Annotated in this window: 15 protein-coding genes; 3 read left to right on the plus strand and 12 right to left on the minus strand. The window is 74.7% G+C overall.

Annotated elements, in window-relative coordinates; translation table 11 throughout:
- Positions 1–100 precede the first annotated feature (100 nt).
- The 6 genes from ACFCX4_RS20825 to ACFCX4_RS20850 all read right to left on the minus strand — a co-directional run bounded on the left by ACFCX4_RS20825 (position 101) and on the right by ACFCX4_RS20850 (position 7,050).
- The gene (locus tag ACFCX4_RS20825) at positions 101–790 is read right to left on the minus strand and encodes a DUF4191 domain-containing protein (RefSeq protein ID WP_376144517.1); all 690 of its coding nucleotides are present in this window, start codon (positions 788–790) and stop codon (positions 101–103) included.
- Between the two features lie 107 nt (positions 791–897).
- On the minus strand, positions 898–1,155 hold the full coding sequence (locus ACFCX4_RS20830; protein WP_376144544.1) for a hypothetical protein: 258 nt from the start codon (positions 1,153–1,155) through the stop codon (positions 898–900).
- 175 nt (positions 1,156–1,330) lie between these two features.
- Positions 1,331–2,284: a lipoyl synthase gene (locus ACFCX4_RS20835; protein ID WP_376144519.1), complete on the minus strand. Its 954-nt coding sequence runs from the start codon at positions 2,282–2,284 to the stop codon at positions 1,331–1,333.
- 210 nt (positions 2,285–2,494) lie between these two features.
- Complete coding sequence (lipB, locus tag ACFCX4_RS20840; protein WP_376144542.1) at positions 2,495–3,265, minus strand: lipoyl(octanoyl) transferase LipB; 771 nt, start codon at positions 3,263–3,265, stop codon at positions 2,495–2,497.
- Between the two features lie 231 nt (positions 3,266–3,496).
- Complete coding sequence (locus tag ACFCX4_RS20845) at positions 3,497–5,488, minus strand: helix-turn-helix domain-containing protein (RefSeq protein ID WP_376144521.1); 1,992 nt, start codon at positions 5,486–5,488, stop codon at positions 3,497–3,499.
- A 128-nt stretch (positions 5,489–5,616) separates the two neighbouring features.
- Positions 5,617–7,050: an MFS transporter gene (locus ACFCX4_RS20850; protein WP_376144523.1), complete on the minus strand. Its 1,434-nt coding sequence runs from the start codon at positions 7,048–7,050 to the stop codon at positions 5,617–5,619.
- 819 nt (positions 7,051–7,869) lie between these two features.
- Here ACFCX4_RS20850 and ACFCX4_RS20855 point away from each other — a divergent pair.
- The gene (locus ACFCX4_RS20855; protein WP_376144525.1) at positions 7,870–9,795 is read left to right on the plus strand and encodes a regulator; all 1,926 of its coding nucleotides are present in this window, start codon (positions 7,870–7,872) and stop codon (positions 9,793–9,795) included.
- Between the two features lie 118 nt (positions 9,796–9,913).
- Here the strand turns inward: ACFCX4_RS20855 and ACFCX4_RS20860 are convergent, their stop codons facing one another.
- From ACFCX4_RS20860 to ACFCX4_RS20870, 3 genes are all read right to left on the minus strand, one after another.
- The gene (locus ACFCX4_RS20860; protein ID WP_376144527.1) at positions 9,914–11,146 is read right to left on the minus strand and encodes a cation:proton antiporter; all 1,233 of its coding nucleotides are present in this window, start codon (positions 11,144–11,146) and stop codon (positions 9,914–9,916) included.
- 130 nt (positions 11,147–11,276) lie between these two features.
- Positions 11,277–12,605, minus strand: a complete 1,329-nt coding sequence (locus ACFCX4_RS20865; RefSeq protein ID WP_376144529.1) for an NAD(P)/FAD-dependent oxidoreductase — start codon at positions 12,603–12,605, stop codon at positions 11,277–11,279.
- Positions 12,606–13,047: 442 nt separating this feature from the next.
- Positions 13,048–13,953 carry a TIGR01777 family oxidoreductase gene (locus ACFCX4_RS20870; protein WP_376144531.1) on the minus strand — a complete coding sequence of 302 codons (906 nt, stop codon included), beginning with the start codon at positions 13,951–13,953 and terminating at the stop codon, positions 13,048–13,050.
- Positions 13,954–14,059: 106 nt separating this feature from the next.
- Here ACFCX4_RS20870 and ACFCX4_RS20875 point away from each other — a divergent pair, with 106 nt between their 5' ends.
- Together ACFCX4_RS20875 and ACFCX4_RS20880 are read left to right on the plus strand one after the other, a co-directional pair.
- The gene (locus ACFCX4_RS20875; protein ID WP_376144533.1) at positions 14,060–14,599 is read left to right on the plus strand and encodes a GNAT family N-acetyltransferase; all 540 of its coding nucleotides are present in this window, start codon (positions 14,060–14,062) and stop codon (positions 14,597–14,599) included.
- 88 nt (positions 14,600–14,687) lie between these two features.
- The gene (locus ACFCX4_RS20880; RefSeq protein WP_376144535.1) at positions 14,688–15,743 is read left to right on the plus strand and encodes a DUF2510 domain-containing protein; all 1,056 of its coding nucleotides are present in this window, start codon (positions 14,688–14,690) and stop codon (positions 15,741–15,743) included.
- Positions 15,744–15,806: 63 nt separating this feature from the next.
- On the opposite strand, the gene ACFCX4_RS20885 is transcribed toward ACFCX4_RS20880, so the two are convergent.
- From ACFCX4_RS20885 to lpdA, 3 genes are all read right to left on the minus strand, one after another.
- Complete coding sequence (locus ACFCX4_RS20885) at positions 15,807–16,322, minus strand: DUF4240 domain-containing protein (RefSeq protein ID WP_376144537.1); 516 nt, start codon at positions 16,320–16,322, stop codon at positions 15,807–15,809.
- A gap of 165 nt (positions 16,323–16,487) precedes the next feature.
- On the minus strand, positions 16,488–18,305 hold the full coding sequence (gene sucB / locus ACFCX4_RS20890; RefSeq protein ID WP_376144539.1) for a 2-oxoglutarate dehydrogenase, E2 component, dihydrolipoamide succinyltransferase: 1,818 nt from the start codon (positions 18,303–18,305) through the stop codon (positions 16,488–16,490).
- A 58-nt stretch (positions 18,306–18,363) separates the two neighbouring features.
- Positions 18,364–19,752: a dihydrolipoyl dehydrogenase gene (gene lpdA, locus ACFCX4_RS20895; protein ID WP_376144540.1), complete on the minus strand. Its 1,389-nt coding sequence runs from the start codon at positions 19,750–19,752 to the stop codon at positions 18,364–18,366.
- Positions 19,753–20,200: the final 448 nt, after the last annotated feature.

The raw sequence follows: 20,200 nt of genomic DNA on the forward strand, positions 1-20,200 counted from the left end.
GCCGCGGAGCTTCCGCGGCGGGGCCGTTCCCGTGCCGGCGGTCACCCGTCGGCACGGTGGTTTCCGGTCGCCGGCCGGAGCCGGCGGAGGGGGAGGGGGCTCAGCGGACCTGGCCGCCCTTGGGCATCCGGGCGCCCTTGGGCATCGGGCCCTTGGGGATGGGCGCCTTGGAGAGCAGGTCGCCCAGCGCGCGCAGGCGGTCGTTGGTCTCGGTGACCTGCGCGGGCGTGATGGCGCGCGGCAGACGCATCAGGTGGATCTGCAGCTTCTTGAGCGGGACCTCGCCCTCGCCGTCGCCCACCACGATGTCGTGCACCGGCACGTCGCCGACGATCCGGGCCATCTTCCGCTTCTCCGACGCGAGCAGCTGGCGGACCCGGTTCGGGTTGCCCTCACCGATCAGCGCGATGCCCGCCCGGCCCACGGCGCGGTAGACCGCGTCCTGGTTGCGGGTGACGGCCACCGGGGTGGAGTTCGCGCTCCAGCCGCGCCGGATGTTGTTCAGCACCGCCGCGACGGCGCCCGGCTGCCCCTCCATCTGTCCGAACGCGGCGCGCTCGGCCCGGCGCCCGAAGACGATCGCCATGGCCAGGAAGGCCACGATGAAGCCCAGGATGCCCAGGTAGACGGGGTGGTCGATCGCGAAGCCGATGGCGAGGAACACGCCGAAGGTCAGCAGGCCGACGCCGGCGATGATCAGGCCGATCTTGGTGTCGACCTTCTTGGTCATGGTGTACGCCAGGCGGATCTGCTTCAGCCGCCCGGGGTTCTCGGATGTTTCCCTCGCCATAGGGCTCATGGTACGTGGCGTGGGTACGGGATATCCAAGCCCGGGTACCCGTTCGCTCCGAACCGTGACCCGGGTGCCCGTCCGGAGGGGGCCCGAACGGCCTCCGGTCAGCGGTGTCCGGACGTCCTGGAGGCCCCCGCCGCCGGGGCCGCCCCGGCCGTTCCGGCCGCCGTTCCCGGTGCCCCCGCGGCACCCGTCCCGGCCGACGCGAGCGCGGCGTGCCGGCGGTCCGCGGCGTGGCGGCGGTCCTCGCAGACCGCCGCCCAGGCGTTGCGCCGGGCCTGGCGCTGCCCGCCCGACAGCAGGACGCTCTCGGCGAACCGCAGCGCGACCCCCACCGACCGGATCCGCATTCCCATCCCCATGCCGAACAGCTCCCCTCGTGGCCGAGGCCGTGGCTGAGAAGAATCGAACAATCGCGACGAGTCCATCGTCACCACCCCGTGTTACCAGGCCGTGACCTGCCGGTCAAAGCGTGGTGAACGGCGGAAGGGCGGAGCCGAGGCTCCGCCCTTCCGGTGGCTCGAATCCGGTGCCGGGTCAGACCGCGGCCTGCTCCCGGTGCTCCAGGGCCTGCCGGTACAGCCGCCCGGCGCGGTACGACGAGCGGACCAGCGGGCCGGACATGACCCCGGCGAAGCCGAGCTCCTGGGCCTCCTGCTGCAGCTCGACGAACTCCTGCGGCTTGACCCAGCGCTCCACCGGGTGGTGGCGCAGCGACGGGCGCAGGTACTGGGTGATGGTGATCAGCTCGCAGCCGGCCCCGACCAGGTCGGCCAGCGCCTGGCTGACCTCCTCGCGGGTCTCGCCCATGCCCAGGATCAGGTTGGACTTGGTGACCAGCCCGGCGGCGCGCGCCTGGGTGATGACGTCCAGCGAGCGCTCGTAGCGGAACGCCGGGCGGATCCGCTTGAAGATCCGCGGCACGGTCTCGACGTTGTGCGCCAGCACCTCGGGGCGGGACGAGAAGACCTCTGCCAGCTGCTCCGGCACCGCGTTGAAGTCCGGGATCAGCAGCTCGACGCCGGTGCGGCCGGTCTCGCGGCCCGCGGTCATCGCGTGCACCTGGCGCACGGTCTCGGCGTACAGCCAGGCGCCGCCGTCCGGCAGGTCGTCGCGGGCGACGCCGGTGATGGTGGCGTAGTTCAGGTCCATGGTGACGATGGACTCGGCGACGCGGCGGGGCTCGTCCCGGTCGAACTCGGCGGGCTTGCCGGTGTCGATCTGGCAGAAGTCGCAGCGGCGGGTGCACTGGTCACCGCCGATGAGGAAGGTCGCCTCGCGGTCCTCCCAGCACTCGAAGATGTTGGGGCAGCCGGCCTCCTGGCAGACCGTGTGCAGCCCCTCCTTCTTCACCAGCGACTGGAGGGCGTTGTACTCCGGGCCCATCTTCGCGCGGGTCTTGATCCACTCGGGCTTCCGCTCGATGGGGGTCTCGCTGTTGCGGACCTCCAGGCGGAGAAGCTTCCTGCCGTCGGGTGCGACAGCGGACACGTGCGACTCCTAGAACTAGACGGGGTACCCCCAGGGTACGCCTGTGCTTGTACGGCCTTCGCCGGGGATGTTGCCCCGCAATCGCAGGGCAACAGGCCTACCGGTGGGTAGATTCCCGGCCCGCGGCGGGGGCTCGGGAGGCAAGCGGGACGGGGAGGGCGGGTACCCGTGAGGACCGACGGCGGGGACCCGTGCGGACCGGGGCGGGCCTCAGCGGCCGGCCGCCGGCTCCGGGAGTTCGGCGAGCACCTCGGCCAGGTGCTTCTCGACCAGCGGCAGCGCCTCGGGGACGGTGAGGTCCCGTCCGAGCTCGCCGGCCAGCGAGGCGACCCCGGCGTCCCGGATGCCGCACGGCACGATCCGGTCGAACCAGGTCATGTCCGGGTCGCAGTTCAGCGCGAAGCCGTGCATGGTGACCCCGCGCGCGACCCGGACGCCGATCGCGGCCAGCTTGCGGTCGTCGCCGCGCTGCCCGGCGTTGGAGGGTGCGTACTCGGGACCGGCCAGCCGCGGGTCGATCCCCAGCGGAAGGCCCATCCGCAGGGTGAGCCTGCCGATGTCCACCACCTGCGAGGGGTCCACCACCGCGTCCGGGATGGAGTCGCCCAGCACCCAGACGCCGCTGCGGCCCTCGACCCGGGTGCTCTCGACGCCCAGCGCGCCGCAGACGCGGATCAGCGCCTCCTCCAGCCGCCGCACGTACGCGATCACGTCGATCGGGTCCGGCAGCTTGACGATCGGGTAGCCGACCAGCTGGCCGGGGCCGTGCCAGGTGATCTCACCGCCCCGGTTGACCTCGACCACCGGGGTGCCGTCGAGCGGCAGGTCGGCCGGGTTGGTGCGCTTGCCCATCGTGTAGACCGGCTGGTGCTCCAGCAGCAGCACCGTGTCCGGGATCTCGTCGGCGACCCGGAGGGCGTGCAGCCGCTGCTGCTCCTCCCAGGCCTCCTGGTAGGGGACGGCGCCCTCGCCCGTGCCCATCCGGATGAACCGAACGTTCTCGCTCACCGTCACCGCTCCTTGCCAGGCGTTCGAGACCAACCTCGCCACTGTACGCCCCGGCCCGCAGGACCCGTCGAGGTGCCCGGTCACGCCCCTACCGGCCCCCGCCGGTGCCCGGCCGTCCGCGTCCGGCCGGTCTCCTCCCGGGCCCGTCGGCCGCCCTCCTGCCCGGCGGGCCGGGCCTCCCGCCGGGCAGGACGGCCGCCCCGCTCACCCGCCCGACAGCAGCTGGAGCCGCAGGGCCAGCTGCAGCTCCAGCGCGCGCTCCGGAGCGTTCCAGTCCCCGCCCAGCAGCACCTCCACCCGGTCCAGCCGCTGCACCACGGTGTTCACGTGGACGTGCAGCTCGTCCTTGGCCCGGGTGAGGCTGCCGCCGCAGTCGAAGTACGCGCGCAGGGTCCGGACCAGCTCGGTGCCGCGCCGGGCGTCGTACGCCAGCAGCGGGCCCAGCGTCGCCCGGACGAAGCCCGCGACGTCGTGGCCGTCCCCGAGCAGCACGCCCAGGAAGCCCAGCGCCCGCGCCGACGCGCCCTCGCCGTCCCGGCCGAGCACCCGCAGCGCCCGGACGCAGCGCAGCCCCTCGCGGTACGCGGCGGCCAGCGCCACCGGCCCGGCGGCGGGGCGGCCGGCGCCCACCGTGACGGGGAAGCCCGCCAGCCGGGTGAGCCGCTCGGCGGCCTCGCCGGCCGCGCGCTGGGCGGCGTCCTGCCCGGAGCCGTCGTCCCCGCCGGTGCCGCCGGCCGCCCGGCCGCCCGCGCCCCCGTCCCCGGCGCGCCCGGCACCGCCCTCCCCACCGGGAACCAGCAGCACCACCGCCGAGCCGTGCTCCGCGCTGATGCCCCGGGAGCCGAACAGGTACCGCCCGGCCGCGCCCGCCAGCCGGGAGCGGGCCCCGGCGTCCCGGGTGTCGCCCGCCTCGGCGACCAGCACCAGGTGCGGGCGCCCGAGGTCGACGCCGAGCCGGCGCCCGCGCGCGGTCAGCCCCGCCGGGTCGCGGTCCGGCGCGGTGAGCAGGTCGGCCAGCAGCTCGCCGCGCACCCGGTTCTCCGTCTCGGCGACCGAGCGCCGCAGCAGCAGGAGCAGCGCGGTCACCACACCGGCGCGCTCGAACAGCCGCCGGTCGGCGTCGTCGAGGTCCGGACGGCCGCGCAGCACCAGCGTGCCGAGCTGCTCCTGCCCGGCGAGCACCGCGCAGACCCAGGCCGTGCCGTGCCGCACCGACCGTCCCTCGCCCCGTGCCGCGGCCGCCGCCCCGGCCGGGCCGTCGCCGCCCGCCTTTGCGGCCCGCCCGGCCAGCGGCTCGCCCTCGGCGTCCAGTACGGCTATCTCCCCGCCGAGCAGGGCCGCGACGGCCGCGGCGACGTCCGGCACCTCGGCCCCGCGCAGCACCAGGTCGGTGAGCCGGTCGTGGCCCTGCTCGGCACGCTGGACGGCGGCGGAGTGGGCGCGGATCAGCGCGTTGGCGGTGTTCAGTTCGGCGAGCGCGGCCCGGGTGTCGGCCAGCGACCTGGCGGTGTCCAGCGCGACCGCGGCGTGCGCGGCCAGCGTGCACAGCAGCGCGACCTCGTCGGGGGAGAAGGCGCGCGGCGAGCGGTCGGCGGCGAACAGCACCCCGATCACCCGGCCGCCGAGCAGCAGCGGCACCCCGATGATCGCCACCAGGCCCTCGTCGAGCACGCCCGCGTCGATGCTGCCGGTGTGGTGGAACCGTTCGTCGGTGCGGTAGTCGGGGGTGGCGTAGGGGCGCGCGTTCTGCGCGACCAGGCCGCCGAGGCCGTCGCCGAGGCTGAGCCGCAGGGTCTGGAAGAGCACGGAGACCGAACCGTCGGTGACCCGCATGTAGGTGTCGCCGGCCGCCTCGTCCGGGAGGGTCAGGTAGGCGGTGTCGGTGCCGAGCAGCATCCGGGCCCGGCGGACGATCGCCTGCAGCACGGCATCCAGGTCCCGGGAGGCGGCGAGGTCCCCGGCGGTGTCGAACAGCGCCGTCAGTTCGGCCTCCCGGCGCCGGTGCTGGCGCATCGTGCGGTGGACCCGCAGCGCCTGCCAGGTGGCGTCGTCGATCTCGCTCAGCACGGCGGCCGGTGCGCCCTGCCGCCGGGCGTCGGCCAGCACGTCGGCGAAGTCCTCGGTGGCGGCGCCGGAGGCGAGCAGGTCCAGCAGGCGACGCAGCGCGGGCGCCGAGCCGGCGTCGAGGTCGTTCATGGTGCGGCCGCCAATCGGCAGGGGGTGTCCGTGGCCCGGGGAGGGAAGCGAGATCGTAGCTGCTCGGCCCCGTGGGCCGTCGGTGACCGGCACCCGTGGTACGGGGGCGCCGGCCACCCGACGGCGGGTCAGGCCGTGGCCGCTTTCCCCGTCACCGCGGCCTCCGAGGCCGCCCCGTGCTCCGGTTCGTCCTCGGTCCCGGCCAGATCGTGGCCCCGGGTCTCCCGTGCGCACAGCACCGCCAACAGGGTGATCACGGCGGCGATCGCCACGTACACCGAGATCGGTGTCGAGCCGCCGTGGTCCTTGAGCAGCGCGGTGGCGATCAGCGGCGCGGGGGCGCCGGCGGCCACCGACGCGAACTGGGCGCCGATCGACGCCCCCGAGTAGCGCATCCGGGTGGCGAACAGCTCGGAGAAGAAGGCGGCCTGGGGCGCGTACATCGCGCTGTGGAAGACGAGTCCGACGGTCACCGCGAGCAGCAGCGAGCCGAACGACCCGGTGTCCACCAGCCCGAAGAAGACGAACGCCCACACCCCGACGCCCGCCGCGCCCACCAGGTACACCGGTCTGCGGCCGACCCGGTCGGAGAGCGCCCCGAACAGCGGGATGAGCGCGAACTGGACGGCGGAGGCGATCAGTACGGCGTTCAGCGCGGTCTGCTTGGAGAAGTGCGCGTGCGTGACGGCGTAGACCAGGACGAAGGTCGTCATCACGTAGTACGAGATGTTCTCCGCCATCCGCGCACCCATCGCGACCAGCACCTCCCGCCAGTGGTGCCGCAGCACGCCCACCAGCGGCGGCTGTTCCGCGCCCTTCCCGCGCTGCTCGGCCCTGGCCAGCGCCTCCTTGAAGAGCGGGGACTCGTCGACCGCCAGCCGGATCCACATCCCGACCCCGACCAGCACCGCGGACAGCAGGAACGGCACCCGCCAGCCCCACGCCAGGAACGCGGACTCCGACTGCAGACCCGTCATCAGCGACAGCACTCCGGCCGCCAGCAGGTTGCCGGCCGGCGCACCGCCCTGTGGCCAGGAGGCCCAGAACCCGCGCCGCCGGGCGTCCCCGTGCTCCGACACCAGCAGCACCGCGCCGCCCCACTCCCCGCCCAGCGCGAACCCCTGCACCAGCCGCAGCGCCGTCAGCAGCACCGGTGCGGCGGCGCCGATCGAGTCGTACGTCGGCAGGCAGCCGATCAGGGTGGTCGACCCGCCCATGAGGAGCAGGCTCACCACCAGCAGCTTCTTGCGCCCCACCCGGTCGCCGAAGTGCCCGAACACCAGGGCCCCGATCGGCCGCGCCGCGAACCCGATCGCGTACGTGAGGAACGACAGCAGGGTTCCGGTGAGCGGATCGCTGTTCGGGAAGAAGAGCTTCCCGAACACCAGCGCCGCCGCCGTTCCGTAGAGGAAGTAGTCGTACCACTCGATGGTGGTGCCGATCAGGCTCGCCGCCACGACCCTGGGCAGCGATCCTCCTCCGGCCCGGTCCGAGGGCTCCGGCCGACCGGGGCGGTCCGGTCGGTCCGGGTGATCTGCGCGATCCGAGACAGCGGCCGTCATGGCTCACCACTTCCAGGTCCGGGGGAGGCTCGTCGCCACAAGGTAGGAAGTGCCGGGGCCCGGGACTATGTGACCGACCCCTATATCCCGGTCGTCCGTCATGGGTACCGGCCCCACCCCGTGCGTGACGCCGCCCGGTGGGTGACCGGGTGGTGCCGGGCTGCTGCGGGGCGCGGGCGACGCGGGCGGTGCAGGTGACGCAGGTGACGCGGCAGGCATGGGGGACGCCGGGCGGCGGGCGGGACCGGACGGCCGCGCCGGTGCCGACGGGGCACCCGGCGACGGCGCGGTGGAGGAGGACACGTTCGACGGCCGTCTCCCCGGGTATGCCGTGGGCCCGGGCGGCGATCCGGTGCTCCACCCGAAGGAGGAGGGGGAGGCGGAGGAGGCCGGACGCGTCCGGTGACGCCGAGCGCGGCGCCCGCCGGAGCGGTCCGGCCCGCGGTGAGGAGCGGCCCGGAGGGGAGCGCGGACCGCCCGGCGGGGGAGGCACGGACCGCCCGGCGGGGAGGCGCGGAACGACGGGAATCGGCAGGCCGCACCCCTGTGTGACGGCCCTCTACAGCATTCCGGCGAACTGTGGTGTTCACCCCCACGACGGCCGCCGGGCGGCCAACGCCCCCGAAGCCAAACCCATCCTGAGGTCCCTTCCCCACAATGGGCGCGGATGCTTCACCCGTTCGGAGGATTGCTCGGTCAGAACCACCCATAGCGCCCGAATGCTCGCTACATTCACGCCGATTCCCGACAGGGGGCGTCGCCACAGGCAGCCGAACCGCTGGTGGAGCCGGTGCGGCGTCCGAGAGGTGTTGACTGACTATGCCCCAAAGGCCTGCAACCGACAGCCCGGCGTACGGACCGCTCGACCCGCTCGACCAGCACCGGGGTCCGGCCGGCCGGGCCCTTCCGGACGCCCCCGACGCCCCGACCGCCGCCACCGGACCGCGACTGCCCGAGCAGGCCATCCCCGCCGACCGGCACGCGCCCGAACGGCACGCCGCGGACCGGCACGGGGGCGACCGGCACGGGCCCGAGCGCCATGCCGCCGAGCGCCGTCCGGCCGAGCACGCCGGCGAGCGCCACGCGTCCGACCGGCACGCGCCGGAACGGCAGACCCCGGAGCGCCACACCCCCGAGCGCCACCAGTCGGCCGGTGCCACCCAGAACCTCCAGCTGGCCGCGCTGATCGAGGAGGCCGGCTTCTCGCACGCCGGCCTGGCCCGCCGGGTCGACCAGCTCGGCCTGGAGCACGGCCTCGACCTGCGCTACGACAAGACCTCGGTCACCCGCTGGCTCCGCGGCCAGCAGCCCCGCGGCGCCACCCCGGCGCTGATCGCCGAGGTGTTCACCCGACGGCTCGGCCGCCGCCTCACCGCGCAGGACCTCGGCCTGGACGCCTGTGCCCCGGTCTACGCCGGCCTGGAGTTCGCCGAGACGCCGCAGGAGGCGGTGGACATCGTGGCGAGCATGTGGCGCAAGGACAACGGGCCGCAGTCCGAGCTGCGCCGGATCGCGTTCACCCCGGCCGGTCTGGTGGTGCCCAGCCGCGACTGGCTGATCGGCCGCACCGACGAGCGGGTCGCCCGGGACGGCTCGACCCTCGCCCGGCCCGAGCCGGGGACGGGTGCCCCGCCGGCCGGACCGCCGCCCGGCGCCGGCCCGGCCGGCCCCCTGACGCGCGGCCCGGCCCCCGGCGCCCGCGCCGCCGGCGGCTCCGCTCTCGGGCCGGCCGCCGGCCAGGCCGCGCTCGGCGTCCGGGTGCCCGTCCAGAGCCGCCGCCCGCCGATCGCCGTCGAGCCGCCGTTCCACGACGCCGGCCGCGACCAGCGCCCCGCGCTGCGGGTCGGCCGGGGCGACATCGCCGCCATCCGCGCCGTCGGCGACCTCTTCCGCGCCCTGGACCACGCCTACGGCGGCGGCCACGCCCGGCAGGCGCTGGTCCGCTACCTGGAGAGCGAGGCCGAGCCGATGCTGCGCGGCCGCTACGGCGAGCAGATCGGCCGCGCCCTGTTCGGGGCTGTCTCCGACCTCACCCGGCTGGCCGGCTGGACGTCCTTCGACATCGCCGCGCACGGCCTGGCCCAGCGCTACTTCGTCCAGGCGCTGCGGCTCTCGCAGGCCGCCGGGGACCGCGCGCTCGGCGGATACGTGCTGGTGACGATGAGCCAGCAGGCCGTGCACCTCGGCCACGGCCGGGAGGCCGTCCAGCTGGCCCGGGTCGCCCAGCAGGGCGTGGGCACGGCGGTGCCGCCGACGGTGCAGGCGCTGCTGCACGCCGCCGAGGCGCGCGGGCACGGCCTGCTCGGTGACGTCCGGTCCTGCACCACCGCGCTGGTCCGGGCGGAGCGGGCGCTGGCGGCGGCCCGGACCGGCGACGACCTCCCCGCCTGGGCGCGGTTCTTCGACGAGGCGCAGCTGTCCGACGAGTTCGCGCACTGCTACCGGGACCTCCAGCAGTGGCGGACGGCCGCCCAGCACGCCGAGAAGTCGCTGCGGCTGCGCTCGCCCGCGTACGCCCGGAGCCGGATCTTCTGCCGGCTGGTGCTGGCCACCGCCCGGCTCGGCATGGGCGACCTCGACGAGGCCTGCGGCATGGCGACCGACGCGCTGCGCGCGGCGGGGGAGATGCGTTCGGCCAGGTCGCTGGAGTACGTGCGCGACTTCCACCGCCGGCTGACCCCGTACCGGGGCAGCCCGGTGGCACGGGCGTTCGAGGAAACGGCTCGTCAGGCGGGGGTGATCTGACCCATCTGGGATCACCCGGGCCCGAGCCCCCGCAGAGCACCCGGAACGGACCCTCACCGGCTCCCGGCGCTCACCGGCTCACCGGCCCACGGGCCCACCGGCTCCCGCACGGGTGGGCTCACCAGCTCTCGGCGTTCACCCGCGGCCGGTCGCCCCCGACGGCGGCCGGCGGCCGGACGTCCCCGCGCAGTCGCTGGGCGGCGAGCGGGAACAGCAGCACCGAGAGCATCCCGGCGCCGACCAGGGCGGCCGCGGTGGAGGACGGCAGATGGCCGGCGTCCACCTCGATCGTGGTGATCACCACCACCAGCGGCAGCGCCGTCGAGCCGTACAGGCCCAGCGCGGCCCGGTCGCGCCGCCCCAGTCCGGCGGGCGCGAGCAGCGCCGCGGGGAGCCCGCGCACGGCGGGCAGCAGGAGCAGGAAGAGCGGGACGAGCAGCAGCGTGCCCGGGTCGCCGAGCAGCGCGTCCAGGTCGAACTCCATCCCGCTGACCACGAAGAACACCGGTACCAGGAACCCGAAGCCGATGCCCTCCAGCTTGGCCTCGATGACCTCCTCCGCCGGCCCGGGGATGTCCGAGAGCAGCAGCCGGGAGACGATGCCGGCGGTGAACGCGCCGAGCAGCATGTCCAGCTCCAGCCAGAGCGCGGCCGCCACCATGGCCGCCAGCACCAGGATCACGACGCGCACGGCGAACTGGCCGGAGGTGCGCAGGGTGCGCCGGATCAGCCGGGTCATCCAGGCCGGCCGGGGGCGCCGGGCGCCGCCGATCGCGACGGCGGTGATCACCGCGAAGGCGGTCAGGATGACGGCGGTGCGGGCCGCGCCGTTGCCGCCCAGCAGGACGGCGACGGCGATGATCGGCCCGAACTCACCGACCGCGCCGGTGGCCATGACCAGGGCGCCGAACGGGGTGGGCAGCTCCCCGGCGTCGCGCAGGATCGGCAGGATGGTGCCGAGCGCGGTGGTGGTGAGCACCAGCCCGGTGAAGGCGCCGTCCAGCGGCTCCGGGTTGACCAGCGCCCCCGCGGCCAGCGCGATCACCACGGTGACCAGCCACGCGGCGCCCGCCCGCCGGAGCGGGCCGCCGCGCAGTCCGGCGAGGTCGATCTCGTATCCGGCCAGGAACATCAGCATGGCCAGGCCGAACCGGGACAGCGCGTCGATCAGGTCGTCGACGTGCACCCAGCCCAGGGCGTCCGGCCCGACGAGCACGCCGAGCAGGATCTCGAACACCACGGTCGGGACGGCGATCCACCGCAGCAGCCGGTCGGCGAGCAGCGGGGCGGCCACCGCGGCGGCGGGGACCAGGACCAGTGCGAGCGGCTGCACCTCGAAGCCCGCGCTCACCGGCCGTCCACCGAGGGGGCCGGACAGGGTGCGCACATCGTCCGATCAGCGGTCATATCGGCATACTGGCACGCGGTCCGGCGCCGAGCCGGCAGCCGGACCGCGTGCCCCGCGCACCGCGGTGCGCCGGTCAGGCCGCCTCCGCCTCCCGCGCGGTGGCCGGCACCCCGAGGTCGCGCACCACGGCCTCGGCCGCGCGCCGGCCGGAGACCAGCGCGCCCTGCACGCTGCTGGTGTCGCGGTGGTCGCCGCAGACGTACAGCCCGGCCAGCAGCCGGACCGGCCGCCGGGTGTTGTGCGGCGGCGGCATGGCCGGCACCGCGTCCGGCAGGTGCCGCACGCTCAGGAACTGCCAGCCGCCGGACGGCGCGCCGTACAGCTCCGCCATCCGCTGCCGCACGGCCGGTTCGAGCGCCGCCGGTCCGCCGGCGTCGAAGGCCCGCCGGCCGAGCACGGTGGTGGCGATCAGCGCCTGGCCGGGCGGGGCGTACGAGGGGTGCAGCTCGCTCAGCACCAGGGAGTGCGAGACCAGCGACGGCTGCCCGCCCGGCCGGTCGCCGTCGAGCAGCAGGGCCGCCTCGCCCAGCGGGGCGCGGTCGGCCGCGTGGTAGAAGGTCGTGACGGGGTGGAAGCCGGGCAGCCGGACTCCGGGGAGCAGTTCGGCGGCGGAGCGGGGATCGGTCGCGACGACCACGGCCTGTGCGCCGATCCGTCCGTGTCCGGCGGTCTCCACGCCGTCGGCCGCGATCGAGGTGACCCGCACTCCGGTGCGGACGGTGCCGGTGGGCAGTGCGGCGGCCAGCTGGGCAGGCACGGCCGCGATGCCCCCGGCGGGCAGACAGAGCCGGCCGCGTGCGTAGCAGCGCAGCACCAGGTCGGCGACCCGGCTGCTGGTGCCGAGGGCGGGATCGCTGAGCAGGGCGCCGAGCAGCGGGCGCAGCAGGCCGTCGACGGTGCGCGGGGCGAGCCCGCGTTCGCCGAGGGCCCGGGCGGCGGTGGTCTCCGGCCGGGCCTTCAGCCGGGCGGGCGGGGTGGCGGCGAGCCGGTTGAGCCAGCTGCCGAGGCGCGCCTTGTCCAGCGGATTGCCCAGCGGCGCCCGGGCGGTGGCCTGCCGGGCGGTGGTCAGCTGCGGGTCCCCGACCCGGTACCGGCGCCCGCCGTGGTGGACCAGGACGCCCGGGGCGAGCGGGCGCAGGTCGAGGCGGTCGAGGTCGAGCACGCGGCGCGGCTCGGGGAAGGCGGTGTTCAGCAGGTGGCTGCCGTGGTCGAGGCGGAATCCGTCGAGTTCGTGGGAGGCTGCTCGGCCGCCGACGCGGTCCGAGGCCTCCAGGACGCTGACGGTGAGACCGTTGGCGGTGAGCACGCGGGCGGCGGCTAGGCCCGCGAGGCCGGCTCCCACCACGATGACGTCCGGATCGGACTGTCGGCGGGTGCGGCGGATGAAGTCGTACGTGGGCACGGGTGGCTCCCTCCCTGGTCCCGGATGTTTCGGGCCGGCGCAGGCAGCGGGGTGCTGGGACACGGTCCGATCGGTGTGATGCCCAGTCAGTGCGAGCGTCAGACAAGCCCGCCGGTCCCGATCCCGGCGGGGAAGGGGAGTGACCGCATCCAGTGGGGGCCCGGTCACGGACAGTGCGCGGTTTCTGCCGCGATTCCGGCCCGACGGGCGCGCACGGTCACCGGGGGCGTGCGACGCGCCTGTCGTGTGCTCCCGTGCGCCCCCTCCCGGAGCCCTGCACGGCAGTCGCCCGGACTCCGTCCGGCATATGCCCCTGGCCAGGGTGAACGTCGTAGTGCGGCTACGCGGAGGGACCGGGCACGACCGCGCACCCGGCCCCGTCTCCGCCCCCGGCCCGCCGCGGAGCCGCCCCCGGCTCGCCGTCGAGCCCTACGGCCCGCCGTCAGAGCGCCGCCCGCACCGCCGACTCCACGTCCGGGTGCGCGAACCGGAAGCCCGCGTCCAGCAGCTTGCGCGGCACCACCCGGTGACTGCCGACCACCTCGATCGCCAGTTCGCCCAGCACCGCGCCCAGCACGGCCCGCGGCACCGGGAACGGCGTCGGCCGGTTCAGCACCCGCCCCACCACCGCGGTCAGCTCGGCGTTGGTCACCGGCTCCGGCGCGGTCAGGTTGACCGGCCCGCTGAGGTCCTCCCGGTCGATCAGGAAGCGCAGCGCCGCGATCTCGTCGGCGAGCGAGATGAAGCTCCAGTACTGCCGGCCGTCGCCGAGCCGCCCGCCCAGGCCCAGCCGGAACAGCGGGAAGAGCCGCCCGCCCGCACCGCCGGCGGCGGAGAGCGCCAGGCCGGTGCGCGGGTGGACGACCCGGATCCCGGCCCGCTCGGCGGCCCCGGCGGAGGCCTCCCACTCGACGCAGACCTCGGCCAGGAAGTCGTCCCCGGCGGGCGCGGACTCGTCGATCACCCGGTCCCCGGTCTGCCCGTAGTAGCCCACGGCCGAGGCGCTGACCAGGACCTTCGGGGGCTCGTCCAGGCCGGCCAGCGCGGCGGCCAGGGTCTCGGTGCCGAGCACCCGGCTCTCCCGGATCTCCCGCTTGTAGGCGTCGGTCCAGCGGTGGTCGCCGACGCCGGCGCCCGCGAGGTGCACGACCGCCTCCACCCCGGCCAGCCCGGCCCGGTCGACCTGGCCCAGCAGCGGGTTCCAGCCGACGGCGGTGGTGCCGTCCGGCCGCGGACCGGTCCTCGACCGGTGCCGGACCAGCCGCACCACCTGGTGCCCGTCCGCCAGCAGCGAGTCGACGAGCGCCGAGCCGATCAGTCCCGTGGATCCTGTGACCGCGATTCTCATGGGCCCATCCTCGCAGGCCCCCGGCCGTGCGCCCCGGACCTCCGGGGCCGTCCGCCCCCGGAAAATTCCGTGTACGGCGGGGCGGTGGCTGGTTAGCATGCCGCGCATGCGCGAAACCGACCATCCGATGATCCGCCCCGCCCGGGCCGAGGACGAGCCGGCGCTCGCGGTCCTCAACCGCGTCACCTGGACCACGCTCGCCGACGTCGGCCCGAAGCCCGCCGGGGACGCGGGTGTGTTCGACGAACGCCACACCCCGGACCAGTTCCACCTCGCACTGCTCGGCGGCCGGATCGTCGGCTACGTCCGGGTCGTCCCGCCGACCCCGCTGGCCAGCAACCGGCACGTGCGCCAGATCCAGGGCCTCGCGGTCGACGCCTCGGCGCGCGGCCGGGGCGTCGGCGCGGCGCTGGTCGGGGAGGCCTGCCGGGTGGCCCGGGAGCAGGGCGCCCGCCGGCTCACCCTGCGGGTGCTCGGCCACAACGCCCCGGCCCGCCGCCTCTACGAGCGCTGCGGCTTCGTGGTCGAGGGCTCGCTGACCGGGGAGTTCCTGATCGACGGTGCGTACGTGGACGACATCTGGATGGCCCGCTCCCTCGTCGGCCGAGCCGCCCCGGGGCACCGGAACGGCCCACCCGGTTACTGATGAGTCGTCAGACTCGGTACACGGGTGGTGCAGAGTCGTGACAGACCCGGCCTGTCTGGGGCGTCATCCGGCCGGGTACGGTCTTGCCGTGAGCAACTCGACGCCTCCGGGGTGGTACCCGGTACCGGGTGCGGACGGCACGGCCGGTCATGAGCGCTGGTGGGACGGCACGGCCTGGACCAGTGACGTGCGCCCCGTCCAGGCGGGCGGCGGCCCGATTGCCGACGCCCCGACACAGGTCGCCTGGCAGAACCCCTCCCAGTCCTCCGCGCCCCCGCCGCCGTCCTACGGCTACGGCGCGCAGCAGCAGCCGGGGCAGCCCGGGTACGGCTACCCGGCGGGGCAGAACCCGCAGGGCTACGGCTACCCGCAGGCGGGCTACCCGCAGACCCCTCAGCCGAACAGGATGAAGACCGGCACGGCCGTCGGCATCGTGGTCGCCGTCCTGGCCGTGGTCGGCGTGGTCGCCGCCATCGCGCTCAACAGCGGCGGCGGCACCCCGGTCGCCGATCCGACCCCGCCGGTCACCACCGTCACCGTCACCGACTCCCCGAGCGCGAGCCCGAGTCCGACCGCCACCCGGAGCCCGAGCAGGTCGGCCTCGCCGCCGCCGAGCACGCCGTCCCGCCCGGCGCCGGTGCTCAAGGACACCGTGGCGGACCCGCAGCACGCCATCACCGTGCCGGTCTTCGAGGGCTGGGAGGCGAACACCACCGGTTCGCACTCCACGGTCTTCCTCGGCAGCGGCCAGTACACCTGCCCCGGCGGCGGCAACTGCATCCGCGGCCAGTTCTCGGTCGAGAAGGACACCATCTCCGGCAGCACCGCCCGCGCGGCGGCCGAGGCCGCGATGCCCACCTACGCGGCGGCGATCTTCAGCAACATCACCTCGCACACCGACGCCGGCTCGTCCAGCACCACGGTCGCGGGCATCTCCGGCTACGCGGTCCGCTGGCACATCGTGACGGCCGACGGCAGCAAGGGCTACATCCTGATGGTGGCGGTGCCGGCCAAGGGCGGCGGCTACGTGGCCTTCGAGGGCGGGGTGGACGACGCCGCGGGCGCGCCCGACCCCTCGGTGCTGGACCAGATCCTCAAGGGCATCAAGCAGGACACCAGCACGGGGAGCGGCTCCACCACCTGAGCCCCGGCCCCGCCTCCGTTCCGCGGAACGCAGGCGGGGCCGGGGCTCAGGGGATCCGGACCCTCAGTCCCCGTACCGCTCCCAGAGCTTGGGGAACCGTTTCGCCATGACGTCGGGGTCGTCGAAGTCGAAGACGGCCCCGGCCGGCCGCGCGGGCTGCCGTCCGCCCACCTCGGGCAGCGGCAGCCCGGTGAGCTGCTCGTACGCCTCGTCGGCGGCGTAGCCGAGGTCCTCGGCCTCGCCGTCCTCCTCCTCGTCGAACCCCGGCAGCAGGTCCGCCAGATCGTCGGGCTCGTGCAGCCCGCCCTCGAAGACGTCCCGGCCCTGGCCGATCAGCCAGCACCGGAAGTAGTCGAAGGAGTCCTCGGAGGCGCCGCCCAGCAGCAGGTACGCCGAGCCCCACAGGTCGTAGCGGTAGGCGCGCTGGAACCGGGCCTCGAAGAGCCGGGCGAAGTCGATGACGTCGTCCGGCGCCAGCTCGCCGAGCCGCTCCACCAGGCGGTCGGCCTGCTCGTCCGGGTCGCCCTCGGCGGCCTCCCGGGTCTCGTCGATGATCTGCCAGAAGTCGGTCTCGTCCATCACCGCTCCAGCATCCCTGCTCGGCCGCACGCGCGCATGCGAAGAACGGGTGAATCACCCGGAACTGCACGAAAAACCCGCAATGCACGGAACCCCGCGCCGTCCGGGGACGGAGCGGGGTTCCGGTGCGGTGGGCCGGAGGGGACCTCCGGCGGCGCCGGGTCCTTACAGGCCGAGCTCGACCTCGAACTCGCCGGCCTCCAGGATCTCCTTGACGGCCACCAGGTAGCGGGCGGCGTCGGCACCGTCCACGAGGCGGTGGTCGTAGGAGAGCGAGAGGTAGGTCATGTCACGGATGCCGATGGCGGTGCCGCCGTCGGACTCGATGACCACCGGGCGCTTCACCGTGGCGCCGATGCCCAGGATCGCGACCTGGTTCGGCGGCACGATGACGGTGTCGAACAGCGCACCGCGCGAGCCGGTGTTGCTGATGGTGAAGGTGGCGCCGGACAGCTCGTCCGGGGTGATCTTGCTGTCGCGCACCTTGCTGGCCAGCTCGGCGGTCTTCTTCGAGATGCCGGCGATGTTGAGGTCGCCCGCACCCTTGATGACCGGGGTCATCAGACCCTTCTCCGAGTCCACCGCGATACCGATGTTCTCGGTGTCGAAGTAGGTGATGGTGCCCTCGGCCTCGTTGATCCGGGCGTTGACGACCGCGTGGGCCTTCAGCGCCTGGGCGGCGGCCTTGACGAAGAACGGCATCGGGGACAGCTTGACGCCCTCGCGGGCGAGGAAGGAGTCCTTGGCCCGGCCGCGCAGCGACATGATCCGGGTGACGTCGACCTCGACCACGCTGGTCAGCTGGGCCTGCTCGTGCAGGGCCTTCAGCATGTTGTCGCCGATGACCTTGCGCATGCGGGTCATCTTGACCGTCTGGCCGCGCAGGGCGGACGGAGCGGCGGCGGCCTTCGGCGCGGCGGCCGGGGCGGCGGCGACCGGGGCCGGCACGGCCTTGGCGGCCTCGGCGGCGGCCAGGACGTCCTGCTTGCGGATGCGGCCACCGACGCCGGTGCCGGCGACGGCCGACAGCGCGACGTTGTGCTCGGCGGCGAGCTTGCGCACCAGCGGGGTGACGTAGGCGTCACCGGCGTCGGCCACCGGGGCGGCCGGAGCCGGGGCGGCGACCGGCGCGGGGGCCGGGGCAGCCGGGGCAGCCGGGGCCGGGGCGGCAACCGGAGCAGCCGGAGCCGGGGCGGCCGGGGCGGCCGGAGCCGGGGCGGCCGGGGCGGCCGGAGCCGGAGCGGCAACCGGGGCAGCCGGAGCCGGGGCGGCAACCGGGGCAGCCGGAGCCGGAGCCGGGGCGGCAACCGGGGCCGGGGCGGCCGGAGCAGCCGGAGCGGCGGCGACGGCGCCCGCGGCACCGATCAGCGCGAGCTGGGCGCCCACCTCGGCGGTCTCGTCCTCGCCGACCAGGATCTTCACCAGCGTGCCGGCGACCGGCGACGGGATCTCGGTGTCGACCTTGTCGGTGGAGACCTCCAGCAGCGGCTCGTCGACCTCGACGGTGTCGCCCTCGGCCTTCAGCCAGCGGGTGACGGTGCCCTCGGTGACCGACTCGCCCAGCGCGGGCAGCAGGACCGGGGTGGCGTCGCCGGCCGGGGCGGCCGGAGCGGCGGCGGGCGCGGCCGGAGCCTCGGCGACCGGAGCCGGAGCGGCGGCCGGGGCCTCCGCGACCGGGGCGGCCGGCGCGGCCGGGGCCGGAGCGGCCTCGGCGGCCGGGGCCGGAGCGGCGACCGGGGCACCCGAGCCGTCGTCGATGACGGCCAGCTCGGCGCCGACCTCGACGGTCTCGTCCTCGCCGACCTTGATCGAGGCCAGGATGCCGGAGGCCGGCGCCGGGATCTCGGTGTCGACCTTGTCGGTGGAGACTTCGAGCAGCGGCTCGTCGACCTCCACGCGCTCACCCTCGGCCTTCAGCCAACGGGTGACGGTGCCCTCGGAAACGCTCTCGCCCAGCGCGGGCAGTGTTACTGAGACCGCCATGGTTTCAGCGACTCCTATCAAGTCTTGCGAACTGGAAGGTGGGGGTGGGAAGGCGCGATCAGTCGTGCGCGTGCAGCGGCTTGCCGGCCAGCGCCAGGTGCGCCTCGCCGAGGGCCTCGGACTGGGTCGGGTGCGCGTGGATGAGCTGCGCGACCTCGGCCGGCAGGGCCTCCCAGTTGTAGATCAGCTGGGCCTCACCGACCTGCTCGCCCATGCGGGCGCCGACCATGTGGACACCGACCACGGCGCCGTCCTTGACCTGGACGAGCTTGATCTCGCCGGCGGTCTTCAGGATCTTGCTCTTGCCGTTGCCGGCCAGGTTGTACTTCAGGGTGACGACCTTGTCCTTGCCGTACAGCTCGACGGCCTTGGCCTCGGAGATGCCGACGGAGGCCACCTCGGGGTTGGAGTAGGTCACGCGCGGGACGCCGTCGTAGTCGATCGGCACCGGCTTGAGGCCGGCCAGGCGCTCGGCGACCAGGATGCCCTCGGCGAAGCCGACGTGCGCCAGCTGCAGGGTCGGGGCGAGGTCGCCGACGGCCGAGATGGTCGGCACGTTGGTGCGCATGTACTCGTCGACGAGGACGTAGCCGCGGTCCGTCGCGACGCCGTTCTCCTCGTAGCCGAGGCCGGCCGAGACCGGGCCGCGGCCGATGGCGACGAGCAGCAGGTCGGCGTCGATCTGCTTGCCGTTCTCGGTGGAGACGCGCACACCGGTCTCGGTGTACTCGACGCCGGAGAAGCGGGCCTTCAGCTCGAACTTGATGCCGCGCTTGCGGAAGGCGCGCTCCAGGAGCTTGGAGGAGTTCTCGTCCTCCAGCGGGACCAGGTGCGGCAGGGCCTCGACGATGGTGACCTCGACGCCGAACGACTTCCAGACCGAGGCGAACTCGACGCCGATCACGCCGCCGCCCAGGATGACGGCCGACTTCGGGATGCGGTCGAGCTTGAGGGCGTGGTCCGAGGAGATGACGCGGTTGCCGTCGATCTCCAGGCCCGGGATCGAGCGCGGCACGGAACCGGTGGCCAGGACGATGTGGCGGCCCTCGATGCGCTGGCCGTTGACGTCCACCGAGGTCTGCGAGGACAGCTTGCCCGCGCCCTGGATGAACGTGACCTTGCGGGAGGCCACCAGGCCCTGCAGGCCCTTGTACAGGCCGGCGACGACGTCGTCCTTGTACTTGTGGACGCCGTTGATGTCGATGCCCTGGAAGGTGGCCAGCACGCCGAACTCGGCGGCCTCCTTCGTCTCGTCGGCGATCTCGGCCGCGTGCAGCAGCGCCTTGGTCGGGATGCAACCGCGGTGCAGGCAGGTGCCGCCGAGCTCACCCTTCTCGATCAGGGCGACGCTCAGGCCCAGCTGGGCGCCACGGAGCGCCGCGGCGTAGCCGCCGCTTCCGCCTCCGAGAATGACTACGTCGAAAACGGTGCTGGCGTCGTTCGCCACGTCACGTCCTCCATGCAATGGGTGTGGATCGCCGGGCCGGTCACGGTCCGGTGGGTCGGAAGCCTTTGTGGGGCGCCCAGTCGTGCCGGAAATACATCTTCGCACTTGTTCGCGGCGACTGATGTCCGGGTCCGCCCCGGGGGCGCCCCAGGGGGCGGTAGCGGGGGTGGGAACACCCCGGACGGAGGGGCATCGTCGCAGCTCACGGCAGGGTTGACAGGGGGCTGGGCGGGCGTTTCCGGGGGGTCTGGAGCGGCGGGTTCCGCAGTGCGGAACAAAGTTTCGCCCGCAGCGAACAGGGGTGCGGCGCGCGTCCCGCGGGCGCTACCCGCAGGTAACCACCCGGGAAACCGGACGGGGTGCCGGGCCTGCGCGCCGGACCCCCGCCCCCCGGACTGCCCCCCCCGCAAGCCCATGCGCCCCCCCCCCAAATCACCGCGAAACGCAC

Source organism: Kitasatospora sp. NPDC056327, assembly GCF_042261735.1.
Taxonomy (GTDB): domain Bacteria; phylum Actinomycetota; class Actinomycetes; order Streptomycetales; family Streptomycetaceae; genus Kitasatospora.

Excerpts from the sequence above, each read along its gene's own strand:
- ACFCX4_RS20825 (WP_376144517.1), bottom strand. The coding sequence starts at position 790 with ATGGCGAGGGAAACATCCGAGAACCCCGGGCGGCTGAAGCAGATCCGC.
- ACFCX4_RS20870 (WP_376144531.1), bottom strand. The coding sequence starts at position 13,953 with ATGAGAATCGCGGTCACAGGATCCACGGGACTGATCGGCTCGGCGCTC.
- ACFCX4_RS20850 (WP_376144523.1), bottom strand. The coding sequence starts at position 7,050 with ATGACGGCCGCTGTCTCGGATCGCGCAGATCACCCGGACCGACCGGAC.
- lipB (WP_376144542.1), bottom strand. The coding sequence starts at position 3,265 with ATGGGCACGGGCGAGGGCGCCGTCCCCTACCAGGAGGCCTGGGAGGAG.
- ACFCX4_RS20855 (WP_376144525.1), top strand. The coding sequence starts at position 7,870 with ATGCCCCAAAGGCCTGCAACCGACAGCCCGGCGTACGGACCGCTCGAC.
- ACFCX4_RS20875 (WP_376144533.1), top strand. The coding sequence starts at position 14,060 with ATGCGCGAAACCGACCATCCGATGATCCGCCCCGCCCGGGCCGAGGAC.
- ACFCX4_RS20830 (WP_376144544.1), bottom strand. The coding sequence starts at position 1,155 with ATGGGGATGGGAATGCGGATCCGGTCGGTGGGGGTCGCGCTGCGGTTC.
- ACFCX4_RS20845 (WP_376144521.1), bottom strand. The coding sequence starts at position 5,488 with ATGAACGACCTCGACGCCGGCTCGGCGCCCGCGCTGCGTCGCCTGCTG.
- ACFCX4_RS20885 (WP_376144537.1), bottom strand. The coding sequence starts at position 16,322 with ATGGACGAGACCGACTTCTGGCAGATCATCGACGAGACCCGGGAGGCC.
- sucB (WP_376144539.1), bottom strand. The coding sequence starts at position 18,305 with ATGGCGGTCTCAGTAACACTGCCCGCGCTGGGCGAGAGCGTTTCCGAG.